The organism is Bradyrhizobium sp. WYCCWR 13022, from assembly GCF_030435535.1.
Taxonomy (GTDB): Bacteria; Pseudomonadota; Alphaproteobacteria; order Rhizobiales; family Xanthobacteraceae; genus Bradyrhizobium.
The window spans coordinates 799,975-817,839 of sequence record NZ_JAUIZJ010000002.1 but is presented as its reverse complement, the minus strand read 5'-3'; the positions used below and the strand labels follow the sequence as shown (position 1 = coordinate 817,839).

Annotated in this window: 17 protein-coding genes and 2 pseudogenes; 10 read left to right on the top strand and 9 right to left on the bottom strand. The window is 63.7% G+C overall.

The genetic code is table 11. The features are described 5' to 3' along the window. Positions 1-32: 32 nt before the first annotated feature. Entirely contained in the window at positions 33-719 is a 687-nt protein-coding gene (locus QY049_RS05050) for a DUF2161 domain-containing phosphodiesterase (protein WP_301269126.1), read from the bottom strand. 128 nt (positions 720-847) lie between these two features. On the opposite strand from QY049_RS05050, the gene QY049_RS05045 reads away from it, so the two are divergent. Then, positions 848-1,195, top strand: a complete 348-nt coding sequence (locus QY049_RS05045; protein ID WP_301269125.1) for a GrlR family regulatory protein — start codon at positions 848-850, stop codon at positions 1,193-1,195. On the opposite strand, the gene QY049_RS05040 is transcribed toward QY049_RS05045, so the two are convergent. Beyond that, positions 1,196-1,876: an SDR family oxidoreductase gene (locus QY049_RS05040; RefSeq protein ID WP_301269124.1), complete on the bottom strand. Its 681-nt coding sequence runs from the start codon at positions 1,874-1,876 to the stop codon at positions 1,196-1,198. A 24-nt stretch (positions 1,877-1,900) separates the two neighbouring features. Next, positions 1,901-2,644, bottom strand: coding sequence for a tyrosine-protein phosphatase (locus QY049_RS05035; RefSeq protein ID WP_258761923.1), 744 nt, complete (start codon positions 2,642-2,644; stop codon positions 1,901-1,903). Positions 2,645-2,725: 81 nt separating this feature from the next. On the opposite strand from QY049_RS05035, the gene QY049_RS05030 reads away from it, so the two are divergent. Then, on the top strand, positions 2,726-3,037 hold the full coding sequence (locus QY049_RS05030) for an MliC family protein (RefSeq protein ID WP_301269123.1): 312 nt from the start codon (positions 2,726-2,728) through the stop codon (positions 3,035-3,037). Between the two features lie 113 nt (positions 3,038-3,150). Here QY049_RS05030 and QY049_RS05025 read toward each other — a convergent pair whose 3' ends face one another. Continuing rightward, positions 3,151-3,354 carry a DUF2735 domain-containing protein gene (locus tag QY049_RS05025; RefSeq protein ID WP_301269122.1) on the bottom strand — a complete coding sequence of 68 codons (204 nt, stop codon included), beginning with the start codon at positions 3,352-3,354 and terminating at the stop codon, positions 3,151-3,153. Positions 3,355-3,890: 536 nt separating this feature from the next. Between QY049_RS05025 and QY049_RS05020 the strand changes: the two genes are divergently transcribed. From QY049_RS05020 to QY049_RS04985, 8 genes are all read left to right on the top strand, one after another. After that, positions 3,891-4,925: a glutamine synthetase beta-grasp domain-containing protein gene (locus QY049_RS05020; RefSeq protein ID WP_063683952.1), complete on the top strand. Its 1,035-nt coding sequence runs from the start codon at positions 3,891-3,893 to the stop codon at positions 4,923-4,925. A gap of 197 nt (positions 4,926-5,122) precedes the next feature. Next, positions 5,123-5,824 carry a GrlR family regulatory protein gene (locus tag QY049_RS05015; RefSeq protein WP_194476211.1) on the top strand — a complete coding sequence of 234 codons (702 nt, stop codon included), beginning with the start codon at positions 5,123-5,125 and terminating at the stop codon, positions 5,822-5,824. Positions 5,825-5,844: 20 nt separating this feature from the next. Next, positions 5,845-6,528, top strand: a complete 684-nt coding sequence (locus QY049_RS05010) for a substrate-binding domain-containing protein (protein WP_301269121.1) — start codon at positions 5,845-5,847, stop codon at positions 6,526-6,528. Between the two features lie 32 nt (positions 6,529-6,560). Then, positions 6,561-7,382 carry a tetratricopeptide repeat protein gene (locus QY049_RS05005; RefSeq protein ID WP_301269120.1) on the top strand — a complete coding sequence of 274 codons (822 nt, stop codon included), beginning with the start codon at positions 6,561-6,563 and terminating at the stop codon, positions 7,380-7,382. Positions 7,383-7,463: 81 nt separating this feature from the next. Beyond that, the gene (locus QY049_RS05000; protein ID WP_301269119.1) at positions 7,464-7,931 is read left to right on the top strand and encodes a hypothetical protein; all 468 of its coding nucleotides are present in this window, start codon (positions 7,464-7,466) and stop codon (positions 7,929-7,931) included. Positions 7,932-7,988: 57 nt separating this feature from the next. Beyond that, positions 7,989-8,138, top strand: a complete 150-nt coding sequence (locus QY049_RS04995; RefSeq protein ID WP_084292415.1) for a hypothetical protein — start codon at positions 7,989-7,991, stop codon at positions 8,136-8,138. Positions 8,139-8,416: 278 nt separating this feature from the next. Next, positions 8,417-9,121 (top strand): hypothetical protein, encoded by a 705-nt coding sequence (locus QY049_RS04990; RefSeq protein WP_301269118.1) that lies wholly within the window; start codon positions 8,417-8,419, stop codon positions 9,119-9,121. A gap of 279 nt (positions 9,122-9,400) precedes the next feature. After that, positions 9,401-10,903 carry a hypothetical protein gene (locus QY049_RS04985; RefSeq protein ID WP_301269117.1) on the top strand — a complete coding sequence of 501 codons (1,503 nt, stop codon included), beginning with the start codon at positions 9,401-9,403 and terminating at the stop codon, positions 10,901-10,903. Positions 10,904-11,241: 338 nt separating this feature from the next. On the opposite strand, the pseudogene QY049_RS04980 reads toward QY049_RS04985, so the two are convergent. The 5 genes and pseudogenes from QY049_RS04980 to QY049_RS04960 all read right to left on the bottom strand — a co-directional run bounded on the left by QY049_RS04980 (position 11,242) and on the right by QY049_RS04960 (position 17,780). After that, a pseudogene (locus QY049_RS04980) lies at positions 11,242-12,520 on the bottom strand (lipoprotein-releasing ABC transporter permease subunit). A 73-nt stretch (positions 12,521-12,593) separates the two neighbouring features. Then, entirely contained in the window at positions 12,594-13,208 is a 615-nt protein-coding gene (locus tag QY049_RS04975; protein WP_301269116.1) for an Isoquinoline 1-oxidoreductase subunit, read from the bottom strand. 11 nt (positions 13,209-13,219) lie between these two features. Further along, positions 13,220-13,744 carry a (2Fe-2S)-binding protein gene (locus QY049_RS04970; protein WP_301269115.1) on the bottom strand — a complete coding sequence of 175 codons (525 nt, stop codon included), beginning with the start codon at positions 13,742-13,744 and terminating at the stop codon, positions 13,220-13,222. Beyond that, positions 13,741-16,510 (bottom strand): annotated as a pseudogene (locus tag QY049_RS04965) (xanthine dehydrogenase family protein molybdopterin-binding subunit). Before QY049_RS04965 ends, QY049_RS04970 begins: the two are co-directional and overlap by 4 nt. Positions 16,511-16,691: 181 nt before the next feature. Continuing rightward, positions 16,692-17,780: a hypothetical protein gene (locus QY049_RS04960; protein ID WP_301269114.1), complete on the bottom strand. Its 1,089-nt coding sequence runs from the start codon at positions 17,778-17,780 to the stop codon at positions 16,692-16,694. Positions 17,781-17,865: the final 85 nt, after the last annotated feature.

Sequence of the window (17,865 nt, the reverse complement as noted above, 5' to 3'; positions counted from 1 at the left end):
GTGTGGCATCACAGCTATGCACCGGTCGGGTGTCATGGTGGTGACGCAGCACCGGCATCGACCTCAATCCGCTGTTGCGGCCAGCGTTTCAGCGCCGCATGGCCTGCCGTCGTCAGCCCGTAGATTCCCCGGTCGGCGCGCTCGAACCAGCCATACACATTGTTAAGCAAGATTTTGCCGGCATCAGGACAACGTTCGCGCAGCTCGCGCACGCGCCGAGGGCCAGCAACGAGCTCGGAAGCGCAGGCCAGCGCCTGCTGCCGGTAGGCGGTCATGATCGGCGCGCGAGTGCTGCCGCCAAGCACGGGATCGCCCTGGCGGCGCTGATGCTCGGCGACCAGCCGCGAGCGCGTTTTCGGCTCGCGGCGGGGAGCCGTGGTCGGGGGCTTCACCAGAACCTCGACCTCGCCCTTGTCGGTTACCCCGAGCATACCGAAGCCGAGGCGCCGACAGAGATTGCGATAACGCGCATCGCTCTCGCGGCCCTTGCCGCGCGCCGATATCTTTGCCGCGATCCAGACCTCGTCGCCCGCCGGCGCGCGATCGACCGCTTGCAGGATCAGTTCGAGGTTGAAGGCGAGCTTGAGCTCGCCGATCACCACCATGGGAGGATCGCCGGCGCTCAGGCCCACGAGATCGCAGCCGCGAATTTCGCCCTTCACGTCGAAGCCGAGGCCTTCGAGGAATCGTTTGACGGGCAGATAGAGCGCGGTTTCCAAGGCGAGTTTCCGATTGGAGAATCAGTTGCCGTCAGTCTAGCCCGGATCGGACTCACGGCTGATCGGGATTTGCCCGGATCCGGCCATGCCGGCTATATCCTCGCGCGGGGAACAGGGTGCTCGCGAACATGGCGATCAGGAACGGGCTCTATCACATCCGGATCGAGATGCTGGACGGCGTGCAGGGCGGCAATCAGGGCGTCATGGTGCTGCGCGATGGCACCATGCGCGGCGGGGATTCCTTTTTCTTCGCCTATGGCAGCTACGTTTCCGCCGACGGCAAGTGGAAGGGTGAGCTGACTAACGAGGAGCATTCGCCCTCATTCGACGAGCGCCCGGTGTGGGGCCGCAAGGTCGTGACCATCGGGTTCAGCGGCACCTACACCGGCGATACCGCTTATGGCGAAGGCATCGCGCTCGCGGGCAAGCAGAGCATCCGTTTCAGGGGCAATCTGCGGCTGCTCGTGCCGGATTGATCACACCCGTCCGCTCACAGGAATGAGCGCGCCGGTGATGCCGCTCGCGGCGTCGCTGACGAGGAACAGGATCACCTCGGCAAGCTCCTGCGGCGTGACCCATTTGGCGAAATCCGCTGTCGGCATGTCGGCGCGATTGGCCCTCGTGTCGATGATCGACGGCAGCACCGCGTTCACGGTGACCTTGCCCTTCCATTCATTGGCCAGCGCCTCGGTCAGCCGATGCACGCCCGCCTTCGATGCCGCATAGGGCCCCATGCCGGAGCCGGCCTGTAGCGCGCCAATCGCGCCAATATTGACGATGCGGCCGGCCTTCGACGCGGCAAGATGCGGCAGCGCCGCGTGCGAAGTGTTGAGCGCCGTCAGCAGGTTCAGCGCATGCATGCGGTGCCAGGTCTTGATGCCGCCGTCGCCGACGGTCTCGAAGGCAAAGCCGCCGGCGATGTTCACCAATGCGTCGACCTTGCCGAAATGCCTCGCGGCCGCCTCGACGGCCGTCTTCGCCTGCGCCGCGTCGGACAGGTCGACGCTGCCGATTTCGATGCGCTCGGCTGTTGCCGCAACCTGAGAGGGCGCGTGATCGATGCCGGCGATCCGCGCGCCGCGCGCGAGCGCGGCCTCAGTGACCACCTTGCCAAGCGCGCCGAGCGCGCCGGTCACGATCAAAACCTTGCCTTGCATCGTCGATCTCCCGGGCGCGGTCGCCTATGATTGCAGGTAGCGTTCCTTCAGCGCGGTCCGCTCGGCCGCGCCAAGCTCGAGGCCATCGCGCAAGTAAGTCTCGACATCGCCATAGTCGCGGCCGACGGCGTCGAAGGCTGCATCGAGATAGGAGGCGTTGACCGAACCGATGGCGTCGAGGACGTCGGCTGGCAGATCGGAGACACTCGACACGTCGCGCTTGTAGTGGCGGTTGGTCAGCAGATAGTCCTCCGCGATGACGTCATCGGGCACGCCGAGCGCATGCAGGATCAGGGCGCTGGCAAAGCCGGTGCGGTCCTTGCCGGCGGTGCAGTGGATCACGAGAGGAGCGCGGTCCTCCAGCAGATGGCCGAACAACATGCGGAAACTGTGCGTGTTGTGGCGGACATAGTTGCGATAGGACTCGCGCATGAGCTCGAGCGCGACCGGTCCGGTGAGCGTGCCTCTCGCGAGTTCAGCGCGCAGCGCGGCGACAACGGTCGGTTCGATCGGCAGCGAATGCACGGTGATCTCGTTGACGACGCAGATGCCGGCCGTGCGCTCCTCGAGCCCACGAAAGTCGAACGCGCTTTTCACGCCGAGTGCGCGGACGATCGCGATATCGTCAGCGGTGAGCTGGCCGAGGTGGTTGGAGCGGAAGATGCGGCGCCAGCGCGTGGTGCGGCCGTCACGGGTGGCATAGCCGCCGAGGTCGCGAAAATTGCTGGCGCCTTGCAAAGCGAGGTGACGGGCAGGGGAATCTGACATGGGTTAGGTTGGGCTCAGCTTGGGTTATGGTTCCACCGGACGCACTGAGGGCGTCCTTGAGGTCTATTACAGGGGGCGATCATGGGCCGGCACAAGGCCATTCTTTGGGGGATCATCATGCTGGCGGCTGGAATGTCCGGCGGGCGGCAGGCCGAGGCGCAGACGTTCCGCACCTATCGCTGCGCCGATGGTACCCAGTTCATCGTTGCGTTTTATGACGACGACAAGCGCGCGTTTCTCCAGATCGACGGCGAGCCGGTGACGCTCGCCAAGCGATTGGCCGTTACGGGCGCGCGCTATTCGGGGGCGGGGATCACGCTGCGGGTCGACAAGACCGGGGCCACCACGGTCAAGCATTTGAAGCGGCCGGTGACGGCCTGCGCGGTCATCTAACGACGCCACCAGGTCCGGAATCAAAAAGGGTCGAAACGTCGTTGTTTCGACCCTTTTTCAAACTTCCGCTGAGCGCTTGTGAGCGCGCGGTGCTCTCAAACCAGACACTGGCATCAGCGTTCCCATTTGGGCTTTGCTTCGTCGACCGCGTCCTGGTGGTACCAGCTATCGCTGCAGATCGAGACGTTCGCGGGAAGCGACGCGTGATCGGCAGGAAGGCGGGTCTCGCCAAAGCGGCGTCCCGCGAGAGCCGCGCGGCCCCCGGCAGGGAATTGGTAGATCTTCGCAGATCCGTGACTCAGACCATTGTTCATCATTGCGATTGCTCCTTGGTCGAAGCGCCTTGGCCTCCATGGTGCGCCCGACTCGTTCTGATGTGGTTACTTGGAATCCCCATATCGGCCGCGCCTCCCGGATTGGAAAGTGCTGAAAAGGAAATCAGTTTCCGCCCAATTATTGGGCAGACGACCATCTGCACCCCCCAAGGCACCGTCTGAGTGACTAACGCCTGGGCCATTCCAAAGGTTGCTGGGCAGGGCCGGGACGCTTTTCGAAAGTTGCCGGACGTTGATGCGCGTTTGATCGGCAACCTTGGAGCTGCGCCTGCCTGCTCCAGAATCAGGCGTTTTCCGCGGGATTTTTGCAGTGCAGCTTCACGGTAAGGTGCGCGGCTATGCCGCATGCCGCTGTGGACGGTTTTCCATCAGCCGTCTGGTTCGGGACGCAGTGGAAAACCTCCCGCGCTGCGGCCTTTTGGCACGCAACATGCTTGTAAGGGGCCGGCCGATGATGGCCGGGTACAAACGTGCGGGGCTCTCAACCCCACCTTTCGCATCATCTACAGAGAGGCTCAATGACCAAGTATAAGCTCGAGTACATCTGGCTCGACGGATATACGCCGACTCCGAACTTGCGCGGCAAAACTCAGATCAAGGAATTCGCGTCTTTCCCGACGCTCGAGCAGCTTCCGCTCTGGGGCTTCGATGGCTCCTCCACCCAGCAGGCCGAAGGCCACAGCTCGGATTGCGTGCTGAAGCCGGTCGCGGTGTTCCCGGACGGTGCCCGCACCAACGGCGTGCTGGTGATGTGCGAAGTCATGATGCCCGATGGCAAGACCCCGCACGCGTCCAACAAGCGCGCCACCATCCTCGACGACGCCGGCGCCTGGTTCGGCTTCGAGCAGGAATACTTCTTCTACAAGAACGGCCGTCCGCTCGGCTTCCCCGAGGCCGGCTATCCGGCACCGCAGGGCCCGTACTACACCGGCGTCGGCTATTCGAACGTCGGCGACGTTGCCCGCAAGATCGTCGAAGAGCATCTCGACCTCTGCCTGGCTGCCGGCATCAACCATGAAGGCATCAACGCGGAAGTCGCGAAGGGCCAGTGGGAATTCCAGATCTTCGGCAAGGGCTCCAAGAAGGCCGCTGACGAAATGTGGATGGCCCGTTACCTGATGCTGCGCCTGACCGAAAAGTACGGCATCGACATCGAGTTCCACTGCAAGCCGCTCGGCGACACCGACTGGAACGGCTCGGGCATGCACGCCAACTTCTCCACCGAGTACATGCGTACGGTCGGCGGCAAGGAGTACTTCGAGGCGCTGATGGCGGCCTTCGACAAGAACCTGATGGACCACATCGCCGTCTACGGTCCTGACAACGACAAGCGTCTGACCGGCAAGCACGAGACCGCTCCGTGGAACAAGTTCAGCTACGGCGTGGCTGATCGTGGTGCGTCGATCCGCGTTCCGCACTCCTTCGTCAACAACGGCTACAAGGGCTATCTGGAAGACCGCCGTCCGAACTCGCAAGGCGACCCATACCAGATCGCTTCGCAGATCCTGAAGACGATCGCGTCCGTCCCGGCTGACAAGAAGGCCGCGGCCTAAGATCCTCCCGGCCCGGACCTTGGGGGCTTGGTCCGGGTTGGCTTTCAATCCGCCGGAGCAGAACTGCTCCGGCGGATTTTTACATTCAAATGACGGCCATTCCTGTGCAGCGCGGGGCTGCGCCGCGCGAAACCTGCCCATCATCGGCGAAAGCGGGATAGACTGTTTCTCGATGTGCGCAGGGCCGGGGACGGCTGGTGTTTGAAGGTTTCTACAAGGTTCGATTTCAGCTCGGCGACGCCGTCGGCCGGAGCGTGATGCATGCCGGCAATGGCAAGATGCTCGGCGGCAATTCGGCGTTCGCCCATATCGGCACCTACGAGAAGACCGAAGGCGGCGTCGACACCATCATCAAGACCGTCCGCCACAACCCCGATCCGAACTACCGCGCCATGGCCGGCACCGACGATGCGACGCTGATCGCGAAGGGATTTGCGGACGGCGATCTCTACCGCTTCAAGGGTGAGCTGAAGGAGCTGCCCGGCGTGCCCTTCCAGTCGCTGATGACGCCGATCACCGACGACGAGGTACCGATCGCCGGCGGCATCGGCGAGGCCGGCATCATCGACGGCCTCTACTCGGTTCACCTGCGCATGCTCGACGGCGTCGACGGCGGACTTACCGGCGTGATGCTGCTGAACAAGGGCCGCATCCTCGGCGGCGATGCGTCCTTCTACTATCTCGGCAGCTACGCGGCCGCGAACGGCCGCTGGAAGGGACAGATCCTCAACCAGGAGCACACGCCCGCCAAGGACGATCCGATCTTCGGCGGCCACGAGGTCGGCATCGGCTTCTCCGGCAGCTATGACGGCGAGGGCGCGGTGCTGGAAGCCACCGCGCTCGCCGGCAAGCGCAGCCTGCGCCTCACCGCCGCGCTGAAGCTGATGCATCGCGCCTGATCGCGACAGGGAAGCCGCCCATGGAAAAAGTTCGCATGCTCTCGACGCTCGGCCTGATGGGGGCGATGCGCAGCCTGTCCGCCGCGTTCGAGACCGCAACGGGCATTCACGTCGATGCCGATTTCGCGCCGACGCTGGCGCTGCTCAAGCGCCTGCGCGCCGGCGAGGCCGCCGATCTCGTGATCCTCACGCGCGAGGGGCTCGACGACATGATCGGCGAGAGGCGGGTGATCGCAGCCAGCGCAGCTGATCTCGCGCGCTCCTATGTCGGCCTTGCCGTGCGGAAAGGCGCACCGCACCCCGACATCGCCAATGAAGCCGCGCTGCGCAAGGCGCTGCTCGCGGCGCGCTCCGTCGCCTATTCGCGGCTGGGGGCGAGCGGGGTCTACTTCGCCCAGCTGATCGTGCGGATGGGCATCGCCGACGAGATCAACGCCAGGGCGACCATCGTCGAGCAGGGCTTCACCGCCGAGCGGCTCGTCAGCGGCGAGGCTGACCTCGCCGTGCAGCAGATCAGCGAACTGAAGCAGGTTGGCGGCATCGAGGTGATCGGCCCGGTGCCGCACGATCTGCAGATTCCGGCCGTGTTCTCCGCCGGCCGCATGGTGGACGCGAAGCAGGCCGAGGCTGCCGACAGGTTGCTGCGCTATCTGGCCTCGCCGGAGGTGGTGCCTGTGTTGCGGCAGTCGGGGCTCGAGCCTTGAATTCGCCGGAGCGCGGACGCAACGTGATCGCCATGCGGATTTTTCTTTTTGCCATCCTCGTTGTGCTTGCCGCGTCTGTCATCGCGCATGCGCAATCGGCCGACCTCGTGCTGTGCGACCGTGTCGCCGCCGATCCCAGCGATCCCGACAAGCCGGCCGACGTGAAGGGCGTGCCGGAGATTGCAGCCTCGGACATCGCAACCGCGATCAAGTTCTGCAGGCAGGCGTCGGCTTCATCGCGGCGCGCGATGTATGCGCTCGGGCGCGCCTATGCGGCCAACCGGCAGACGGCGGAGGCGATCGCCGCCTGGCGCAAGGCGGCCGACAAGGGCTCCAGTGCTGCGATGGTCGAGCTCGGCGTCGCCTACGGCACCGGCGCCGGCATCGCGAAAGATGAAGCCCAGGCGCGAAGGCTGTTCGAGAAGGCTGCTCAAGCGGGCAATCCCCGCGGCGTCTCCAACCTCGCCGCGCTCGGCAGCGCCGGCGGCGGAGCCCCTGCCGATCCCGCGCAGGCGCGCGCGTTGCTGGGCAAGGCGGCGGAGACCAATGCGGAGGCGCAGTACCAGCTCGGCCTGATGCTCTCCAATGGCAATGGCGGCGAGAAGGACGATTTCGCCGCGCGTGCACTGTTCGAGAAGGCGGCTGCGCAAAATCACCCAGGAGCGCTGGAGCGCATGGGTGCCTTCGCGCAGGAAGGCCGCGGCGGTCCGAAGGACAAGGACGCGGCCAAAGCCTATTACGAGCGCGCGGCTGCGCTCGGCGACGAGGACGCCAAGAAGGCGCTGGAGCGGCTACGCTGCCCCTACGCGATCAAGGACAAGCAGGGCAAGCTCGTCACCACGCTGTGCTTCTAGCTCGCGGTCCTTGATCGAGCGCAAGGTCCTTCGGGATCGGCACGTCGTAGACTGGGTCTTCAGAAAGACTGGAGATCTGTGATGAAGCTTCGGGTGTGGATGCTGGTGCTGGCCGGCCTGGGAGCGGCCACCGCCGTGGCGGCGCAAGATCTCAAGTCGCCGTCGACCGACCTGTACGTGCCGCGGCTCGGCGACATCATGAGCGCCGCGCAGACGCGCCATCAGAAGCTCTGGCTTGCGGGCCGGGCGCAGAACTGGGAGCTGGCGGCCTTCGAGCTGCGCCAGCTCACGGCGAGCCTGGTCGAGGCCGCGGTGCTGTATTCCGGCATCCCCGTCAGCAACGTCACGACACTGGAGCCGTCGCTGCAATCCGTCACCGGCGCGATCGCGGCGAAAGACGGACGCAAATTCGCAAAGGCTCTGGGCGATCTGACCGAGGGCTGCAATGCCTGCCACCGGTCGATGGGGCGCAGCTTCGTCGTCATCAAGGTTCCCACCGATCCGCAGCCGTTCGCCAACCAGCAGTTCGCACCACAGGCCAAGCCGTAAAGGAACGCAACGCGAGCCAAGCTGGTTGACCTCGCGGGCATGACAGGAGGCGCAACCATGATCCGCAAGCTCGCATCCGGCGAATACCGGCTGTATTCGCGCAAGGTGAATCCCAAGACCGGCAAGCGCCGCAACCTCGGTACGTTCAAGAGCCGCGCGGCGGCCGAGAAGCACGAGCGCGACGTGCAATATTTCAAGCGCCACTGACGCGCGCAGCGATGCCGGTGGTGAACCGGGCCGGCACAAAGCCGAAAACAACCCCATGCACAGTAGGCAAGTGGTTGAAGTTCAAGGCAGCCGGACCCTCGGAAACCGCGATTTCGGTTTTTACGAAATTTTGTTGACCCGTCGGGCAAAACAGGTGCATGATGGGACGATGGCCGGACCGGTTCCGCGAGTCCCTGCGCGGATAAGCCGGATGGCATCGGTGCGGCGACGGTGCTAGGTACCCCGCGATTCTTTATTGATTTTGCGGGTTCAGGACATTGCTCGACGGACTTTACAAAGTTGAATACGGCATCAACGGCGCCTTCGGCCGCAGCATCATGTGCCTGCATGACGGCAAGATGCTGGGCGGCAATTCCGCCTTCGCCCATCTCGGCAGCTACGACGTCAGGAACGGCGTGATCGAAGCCGAGGTCATCACCGAGCGCCACAATGACGATCCGCATTTCAAGCCGCTGATGGGCGCCGACGTCACTGGGATCAAGGTGCGCGGACGCACGGAGGGATCGACGATCCTGCTCGAGGGCAAAGCGGACGCGATGCCCGACGGCGTGTTCTGGGCCAACCTCGCGCCGCTCGACGACGCGGCGCTGCCGCCGCGCGGCGCGATCGGAGAGGGCGGCATCGCCAACGGGCTCTATGCGATGCAGCTCCGTGCACTCGACGGCGTCGATGCCGCGCTGTCAGGCGTGATGCTGCTGCTCGACGGCCGCATCCTCGGCGGCGACGCGTTCTTCTACTATCTCGGTTCCTATTCCTCGGTGTACGGCCGCTGGAAGGGCGAGATGCTCAACCAGGAGCACACGCCGGCAAAGGGCGACAATCCCGTGTTCGGCGGCTACGAGGTCGGGATCGGCTTCTCCGGGACCTGCACCGAAGACAGCGGCGAGCTCGAAGGCATAGCGCTCGCGGGCAAACGCAGCCTGCGGCTGGCGGCGTCGCTGAAGCTGATGCGTAGGGCGTAGATCACACGTTCGAGGTGTCCGCCTTGTTATTGGACGGGACTTGAAGTCGACGAAGCAGCCCATGACAGTTCCGCCCTTGGCCGCAGCCGAAAGTCCTGGCGGCAGGCGTATCCGTCTCTTCGTAGGGATCTATTAATCAACTATTCCTTTTGCGCGCAGGAACTCAGTTGCGCAACCTTGTTTTATTCTACTTTAGATATGCATCCATATCGGGCTTCAATACGCGCAACACCGCGAGGCGGTTAGAAGTGCGCGGGGCTCTGGAAGTGGAAGTGCAGTGTGAGCGATCGGAATTTGTGGCTGCGCGAGGCGTTTACAAAATCACCTCTCGAAGGTCACCTGTCATCGCAAATACTGGGAACATACGCATTCCTGATCTCGCTCTTGAGCATCTTCTATCTTTCCAACGCGTCGGTTCTTTTGAGCCACTACGATCTCGGCTGGCACCTTGCCGCTGGTGATCTGATCAGAAGCGAAGCTCGTGTTCCATTTCAAGATCCGTGGGCGTTCACGCTTGGAACCAAACAATGGTTCAACCTCTCCTGGCTATGGGATGTCATCGCCAGCGTCATTTTTGATTATGCCGGATATGGTGGGCTCGTCAGCCTGGTTGTCGCGTGCGGAGCCCTGATTGTTGGTTATCTCACGTCGGCGTGCCTGATAGACGGAGCCTCTGCACTCGCAACCTGCATCGCAGTGTTTCTGGCGTGCCTGCTGTATCCCGCCTACGAAGGGGCTCCCAACATCTACTTGGCGGCATCCCCGAACGTCGCGACGATGCTGTTCAGCGTCATCTTCTACCGTGCATGTCTGAGGTCGGCGAAATTGTTGTGGCTGACTTTGCTGATGGTGCTCTGGGTAAACCTCCATGGCGGATTTGTGCTTGGCTTCATGATCCTCGCTGTATTTGGCGGCGGGGCTCTGCTCCGGCGCGATTGGAACAGGCTCAAAGCCATGGTGCTGGCGGCGGTCGGTTGCTCCCTGGCAACATTGGTGAACCCTTTGGGCTGGCACATTTACGAAGGTGTCACGGCGACCTTGGGGCACTTCGTCCAGAGCAATATTGGCGAATGGCTTCCGTACTCGCACAACATCGAGATCCCGGGCAGCATCCCCGGCATGGTTTACATTCTGGCGTTTGTTGGATTCGAGTTGCGCTACGGCGCGACATCCGACGTCCGTCTGGAGTCGCGCATCCTTTCCTGGGTTTTTCTTGGGCTTGGGTTTCACCAATTTCGATACATGTCATTATTCTTCATGTTTTCGGCGATCCCCGTAGCTCTGCACCTCGATCAAGTTCTTCCCAAGCGGCTACCTCAGTTCAAAGTTCAGTCAGCGCTGCTGACAGCCGCAATCGTCGGTGCATTTGTACTACCCATCGTTTTTCTGAGGATCGAACCCGCGCTGGCGTTGCCGGAAATGTTGTCGGATCAGGATGCAGAATATCTGAACACACATCTTGCGAATGCGCGGGTGCTCAATCATTGGAACGTCGGAGGATACCTGATCCTCAAGACCCACGGATCAGTCCCACTATTTGTCGATGGGCGAGCCGCGACCGCCTATCCAGATGAATTGCTTCGGGACTACTTCAAGCTCGTCCATTGGGAGATCGATGAGAGCACTTGGGACACGGTTCTCGAAAAATACCACATCGATGCCGTGCTGTGGCCAAAGGGGCATAAACAACTGAGGCAGTTCCTCGTGGGAAAGCGCGGCTGGAAGGAAGAACACACCGGGCTCTACGAAAGCGTCTATACAAGGCCAGCAACGGCGCGTTGACGTCCGTTCCGAAATGTCCGCTGTGGGGCTCACTTGAGGAGCCTCAGCGAGGGTCCGGCCATCAAGGTCGGTTACAGCCGTCGCCATTTGATGAGGCGAACGGCTCCTTTGGCGCCTGCCACGCCACCTGCCACTGTGCACACCAGGATTGCGAGCAGCACGACGAGGTCCAGTCGCTATGGATGCCCCCGGGGACTTGACCTAGAAGCGAAATCCCGATCGACATGGCGACAAAGCCTAGCGCAGCTGCTCCGGCAACGCAGCCTATCAAGCCTGTGAACAGGACGAGCAACGACGTTCTTTCATCTCCCACCCGAAATTCTTCGGTCGCGGCTGGACTAGCCTCCCTGTCGCAGCGCCTCGACCGGATCGAGCCGCGCGGCGCGCCATGACGGGTAGAGTGTCGCGAGGAACGATAGCGTCAGCGCCATGACTACGACCGCTGTGGTCTCTACGAGGTCGACGTTCGCCGGCAGTTTTGAGAGAAAATAGAGCTTTCGTGGGAACAGATCAGTGTTCGTCAGCCAGGACATAAACTGCCTGATTCCGTCGATATTGACGCAGACAACAAGACCGACGAGCAGGCCGACCAGCGTCCCGGCCACGCCAATTGATGCGCCCGTGATCATGAAGGTTCGCATCACCGCGCCCTGGGAGGCGCCCATGGTCCTGAGGATCGCGATGTCGCTGCCCTTGTCCTTCACCAGCATGATCAAGCCCGACACGATGTTCAGCGCGGCGACGAGGACGATCAGGCTGAGAATCAGAAACATCACGTTGCGCTCGACCTCGAGCGCGCCAAAGAAGGTCGAATTGCGCTGCCGCCAGTCGACCAGGAAGATCGGCCGACCGGCCGATTCGGCGATCGATTTGCGAAAACGGTCGATCCGGTCAGGATTGTCCGTGAAGATCTCGATCGCGGTAACGTCCTGGTTGCGGCTGAAGAAGGCCTGCGCCTCCGCGATCGGCATGAAGATGACACCAGAATCATATTCGGACATTCCGATCTCGAACACAGCCGTCACCTGATATTTCTTGACGCGGGGCATCATGCCCATTGGCGTGACTGCGCCGCGTTGGGCAACGAGCGTGATGGCGTCACCGGCATGGACGGACAGTTGATCGGCAAGGCCCGCGCCGATGACGACGCCCTGGCCGTCATCGAAATGGCCGAGCGATCCGTGTCTGATGCCGCCGGCAATCGAGGGCAGCTGTTCGAGATCAGTCGCACGAATGCCGCGCACGAATGCCGCGCACGAGGACGCCGGAGGCGCTGGATGAGGAGGCGAGGGCCGGGCCGTCAACGACGGGAACTGCCAACCGGACGCCCTGTACCTGGCTGATCCGCTCAGCGACATCCCGCCAGTCGGTCAAGGGAGTTTCCAGCGGCTGTGCCACGAGATGTCCGTTGAAGCCGAGAATCTTGCCGAGGAGTTCGGCGCGAAAGCCGTTCATCACCGCCATGACGATGATCAGCGTGGCGACCCCGAGCATGATACCCAGAAACGAAAAACCTGCGATGACCGAAACGAACCCTTCCTTGCGCCGGGCTCGCAGGTAGCGTGCCGAGAGCATCCACTCGAAGGGGGCAAAGGGGCCGGCTTTTGGCGAAATCATCGCTGTCTCGTCGGTTATCCGCTAGGACGGTCATTCTCTCCGGTTGTGAGCGGATTGGCTACAGGGACGTGCCTCACGGCGCAGGGCACGCCGCTCCTGTCTTCACCCAGGCCTCCACCAGTGCGCCGGCCTGTGCCTGCGTGCCCGGCACGGGCGAGCGGCCGAAGCCGGGCTTCCAGGCCCAGCCGACGAGGGTGTCCTTGCCGATGTGGTCGATCAGCTCCTCTATCTTGCGGCCGCCGTTGCGCGCGGGGTCGCGGATCTGCTCGCAGATCTCACTGATCGTCTTGCCCTCCCAGGCCATCTCGCGCGGGGCGAGGTGCCATTCGGGGTGGCCGGGAATGCGGCCGGGTTCGAAGTTGGCCTTCTGGTGGCAGGTATGGCAGCGCATCGCTGCGGTGCCATGGCCGTCGGCGCCGCGCGTCACCGGCGGCTGATGCGGGTGGGGATTGTCGCCCTGGCGCGGGCTGTCGCCGGCGGGATGGCAGTTGGTGCAGCGCGGATGCGTCAGCACCTTGCCGAGCTCGGTGAAGATCGCGGCCGAACGCTTCCCGGTGTCGGCAATGTTCGCAAAGCTCTCGGGCGAGGCGAGGCCGTGGCTGCTCGTATCAGAGGCGGCGTAGCCCGCACACAGGCTGCTCGCCAGCGCGGCCATCACAACCATGATCTTGACGCGCGCATTGAACATCGCTGGCGTACTCACTTGGTGGCGACGAGATAGCGGCTGGAATCGGCGAGGATCACGTCGCGCACCGCCTCGTGATATCTGATGTAGCCGGTGCAACGGCACAGATGCCCGTCGAGCGCATCCGCAATGGTCTGCTCCAGCGCCTCGCGGGCGACCGGAGCGCGCGCGAGACGTTCGAGCAGCACCTGGCCCTCGCCAAGGAAGCCTGCGGTGCAATAGCCGCACTGGAAGGCGAAGTGATCGATGAAGGCCTGCTGCAGGGGCGAGAGCTGGCCGTCTTTGGCGTGCCCTTCGACGGTGCGGATCGACTTGCCGTCGAAATTCACGGCCGGCGCGATACAGGTCGGGCTGGTGTAGCTGGTGCCGTCTGGCTCGTCGACGATGATGGCGCAGCTCAGGCACTGCGCGGCGCCACAGCCGAACTTGGTGCCGGTCATGCCGAGCATCTCGCGCAGGAAATCGTTCATCGAGAGATCGTCGCGGACGTCCACCGGGCCATGTTTCCGGCCGTTGATGGTGAGGCTGAGGGTCGTCACGCGAGCACTCCCTTCAGGAGATTGGTCGTCACAGGCAAGGCGCGGAAGCGATGGCCGGTGGCGTCGTGGATGGCGTTGATCAGCGCCGGCACGATCGGGATCATCACGACCTCCGCCATGCCCTTGGGCGCTTCGTCCGGGGTGAGCGGCTTCAGCATCTCGATCTCGAGATCGCGCAAGGGCAGGTCGGAGCCACGTGCCACGAGATAGCGGCCGAGATTCCATTCGCCGTTGCCGGGACCGCCCTCGAACGGCGGCAGGGTCTCCAGCAGTGCGTAGCCGACGCCCATGGCGAAGCCGCCATGGGACTGGCCCATCACCACTTCAGGCACCAGCGCGGTGCCGCATTCGAACACGCTGTAAGCCTTGGCAATGCGGATCGCGCCGGTTGCGCGTTCGATCTCGACGCGGGCGAGCGTGCCGCACATCGAGGTGTAGGCGGTGCCAATGCGGTTATTGTCGGTCGGCGGAAACGCGACGCTTGAGCGGGTGATCCGCTCGAATTTGTTGCCGCCGCGGCGGATCGCGAGCGCGTCGATCTCGGCGCGATATTGCTCGCCGAACAGCGGAAAGCGCGCCCGCGACCAGGCCCAGCGCGAGAAACTGTGCGTGACCGCGCCGGTGACGAAGCCGCGCGCATGCGCGGTTGCTGCGAGTCTTGCCAGCGGCAGCGGCTCTAGTCCTTGCATCGTAAGCTCGCCGTTCTGCCAGCTTGCATTCGCCGGTTGTTTGGCGCGGGGATCCGTCTTCGGAATGCGCCACAGCTCCAGCGCGGCGGGCCACAGGCCGAAGCGGAAGATGACGCGGGCGGCTTCGGACGACGAGTGCGTGCCGACATGGGCGCCGATCGAGGCCGATGTCGCCGAGGAGATCGAGGGCACCCAACGCGGATTCCTTTGCGCCGCGTCCTGGGTCTTCTGGTCCATCGTGTAGGGATCACCCGAGGTGACGAGGCCGAGCACGTCGTAGCTGTCGACGCGCGCGACCGAGACCTCGTCGGCGATGATGCCGAGATGACTAGCGACGCGGTTCGCCAGCGCCGTGCCGATGCCGTTGCCCATCTCGACATGGTCGCAGAAGATCGCGATCTTGCCGTCGGCGCCGAGCTCGACGCGGCCGAGCGAGCAGTCTGCGCCCGAGCCGTAGTCCTTGGTGACGCAGGCAACGCCGGTGCCGACCAGGCGATCTCCGGTGGTTCGCCTGAGCTGCCCGCGCTGCTGCCAGATCGGATGCTTTTCGAGCTTGTCGAGAATTTCGGGCGTGCGCACCGAAACGATGTAGGGATTGCCGGTCATGGTCCGGCCGTTCTGCTTCAGGGCATTGCGGCGGCGGAATTCGATGGGATCGAGCTTGCTCGCCGGCTGCTTCGTCGATCAGCGCTTCGAGCGCGGTCATGGTTTGGAGCGTGCCGTAGCCGCGCATCGAGCCGGCGGTGACGCCGCGCGAATGCAGCGCTGTCGTGGTGACGTCGACCTTCGGGATGTCGTAGATGCCGATCGCGCCTGTTGCGGCGACCACGGCGACGTTGGCCGAGAAGTTCTGCAGGCCGCCGCCGTCGAGCACGTGGTCGGCGGCAAAGGCTTTGATCAGGCCGGTCTTGCGGTCGATGCCGATGCGCGAGCGCATCTTGATCGGGTGGCGTTTGATGCCGCCCTGGAATTGCTGGTAGCGGTCATGCGCGAGCCGCACCGGCTTGCCGGGGAAGCAGATCGCCGCCAGCGCGACGTAAAGAATGAAGGGCGTGTGGTCGCGACCGCCAAAACCGCCGCCGACATGGGCGAACTGCGCATTGATATGCGAGGGCTTGTAGGGCGCGTGCGCCTTAGCCAGCAGATGCGCGAGCGATTCCGCGGCCTCGTAGGGAGACTGCACGCCGAGCACCAGCTCGAGATTGCCGCCCTTGCCAGCGTACCAGGCGAGCCCGCATTCCGGCTCCAGGAACATCGGGTCGACTGACTGCGTCTCGAACTCGCGGTCGAGCACGAGCAGCGAGGAATTGTCCGCGGCGAGCTCCGCGCGGATCTGCTCGCCGAGCTTGGCGGCCTTGACGTAGTCGGCCGGCATCTCCCTGGCGAGCGGCGACCACACCGGCAGCGCGGTGGTCTGAATCTTCTTCGGCAAGACCCAGCCGGCCTGGATCGGCGAATAGACGTCGGGTTTGTCGGGCGAGGCGCCCGCAACGCGGGTGAAGCGATAGGAGCCGTAATCGGGCGCGATCACCGGTCCTGTTTCTTCGCCGAACGTGACGAACGTGCCGTCGCGCAGCACGAGGCGAGCCTGGTCGAAGGCGTCGAATTTTTCGAAGATCAGCAGCGCGACCGGTTGTCCCAGATAAAGCGGCGTCTTGCCGAGCGGACAGAACAGGTCGCCGGCGTAAAACTCCGGCACTTGCGTGCCGATGCGGTCGAGATCGCTTGCCTGCACGATGACGGATGGCTTCAGCGTGCCGCCGAGGCGGGCGAGGTCCATGCCGGTGTAGACATGCGTGGCGTCGTTGGCGCGGACCAAAATCGCGTGCGAGGTGGTCTGCGGCCAGCCAGGCATGTCGTTGGCGCGGAAGTCGGAAGCGTAGAGCTTTGCGCCCGTGACCTTGGCGACGCCGTCGACGCGGCCTGCGCCCTTTGTCGCGGGATTGAAGTTGCCGCGTCCGGGCAGCGTCTCGTGTGCCGCGAAGGGCGCGCTCGCCGCCGCCGCAAGATGCGACAGGCTGACCGAAATACCGCCCGCCGATATCAACTTCACGAACTCGCGTCGCGAAGGCCGCATGATCTCATCCTTGCACAAGGTTACTTCGGGCACACGATGCTTGCGGCACCGTGGCGACACCTACGCACCAACGCTGGCGCGAAGCTGTCATGATTCGCCCACGGGCAGATAGAACAGGGCGGCCGTTTACGGGAGGTGAAGGCGACTGAGGTGAATGCAGCCGCCTTGTGTTTCGATGTTTCTATTTGAGATCGGCGATGGTTGCGGGGCCGGGGCCCGGCGTCACCAAGGTAGGCCACTGCTTGGAGCCGAACGGAACCAGTGGTGGCAGGAACGGCGTCATGCCGCGCTTTCCTGTTTCGGCGATGATCGCGGCGCGCGCGTCGCCTCCCATCAGCTCATAGTCCATCAGGTGATAGTTGCCGAAGAACAGCGCGCCGACCGAGCGATCGGCGATGATCCGCGTCAGCGATTCCAGCATGTCCGCCGGCGTCGTCGTGAAGGAGACCGTCTCGATCAGCAAGAGGCGCGTGTTGATGGCGTCGGGGCCGAAGAACTGCGCGAGCACGCTGAAGATCACGTTGTTCTGCCTCGCGACGTAGATGGTGTTGCTGGCGGCGTAGGTCTTTTCCCAATCGGGACCGAGCTGCGTCTTCCAGTCGGCCAGCACGCCCATCCAGTGCGCGACCTGGGTCTGGGCCGCCCACGCGACGTTCTTGGCGAGGAATGGGGCCTGCTGCTTGCCGAAGGCTTCGAGCTTGGCGAACGGGATGACGCCGCTGGCGAGGCACTCGTCCATGAAGGCGATGTTGTTCTTGAGGATGGTGCGGTTGTTGTCGCGCCAGTCGACCTGCATCGGCGTGGCGTCGAGACTGTCCAGCGCCGACTGCATCCGGCTGCGAAAGGCCAGCATCGAACCGCGCCAGGATTTGTTGTCGGGATTGTCGACATAGGGACCGACCACCTCGGCCAGCGCCATGGTGCTGTGGCCGACCGATTTCAGCAGCTGATAGACGACCGGCACCTGCGGCGCATCGAGCGGCGGCTGGCCGGGCCGGTAGAGGATCAGGCGTCCGCCGGCGCCGGAGAACAGGCCGAGGATCACCGGATGCTTGTCGAGGATGTTCTTCTGGAACACCTTTGCAGCGTCGCCGTAGAGGTCGAACATCGCCGTGTTCAGCGCGAGCACGTCCCTGGTGGCGACCTCGCCGGGTGCGGCATTGGTCTTGCCTGAGATCGGCGCCATGTAGTCGGGCAGGGTCTGGGCCGTTGCGGCATTGCCGCCGAGCATCAGCGCGGTGGCGATGGCGAGGCCAAAGCGAGTTTTCATCCTTATTTCCCCAGGAGCATTCCAAAACGTCAGGTTGACGGACGCCCGCCAGAATCGCTGGACGGCGCCGTCAGCGCTTCTGGCC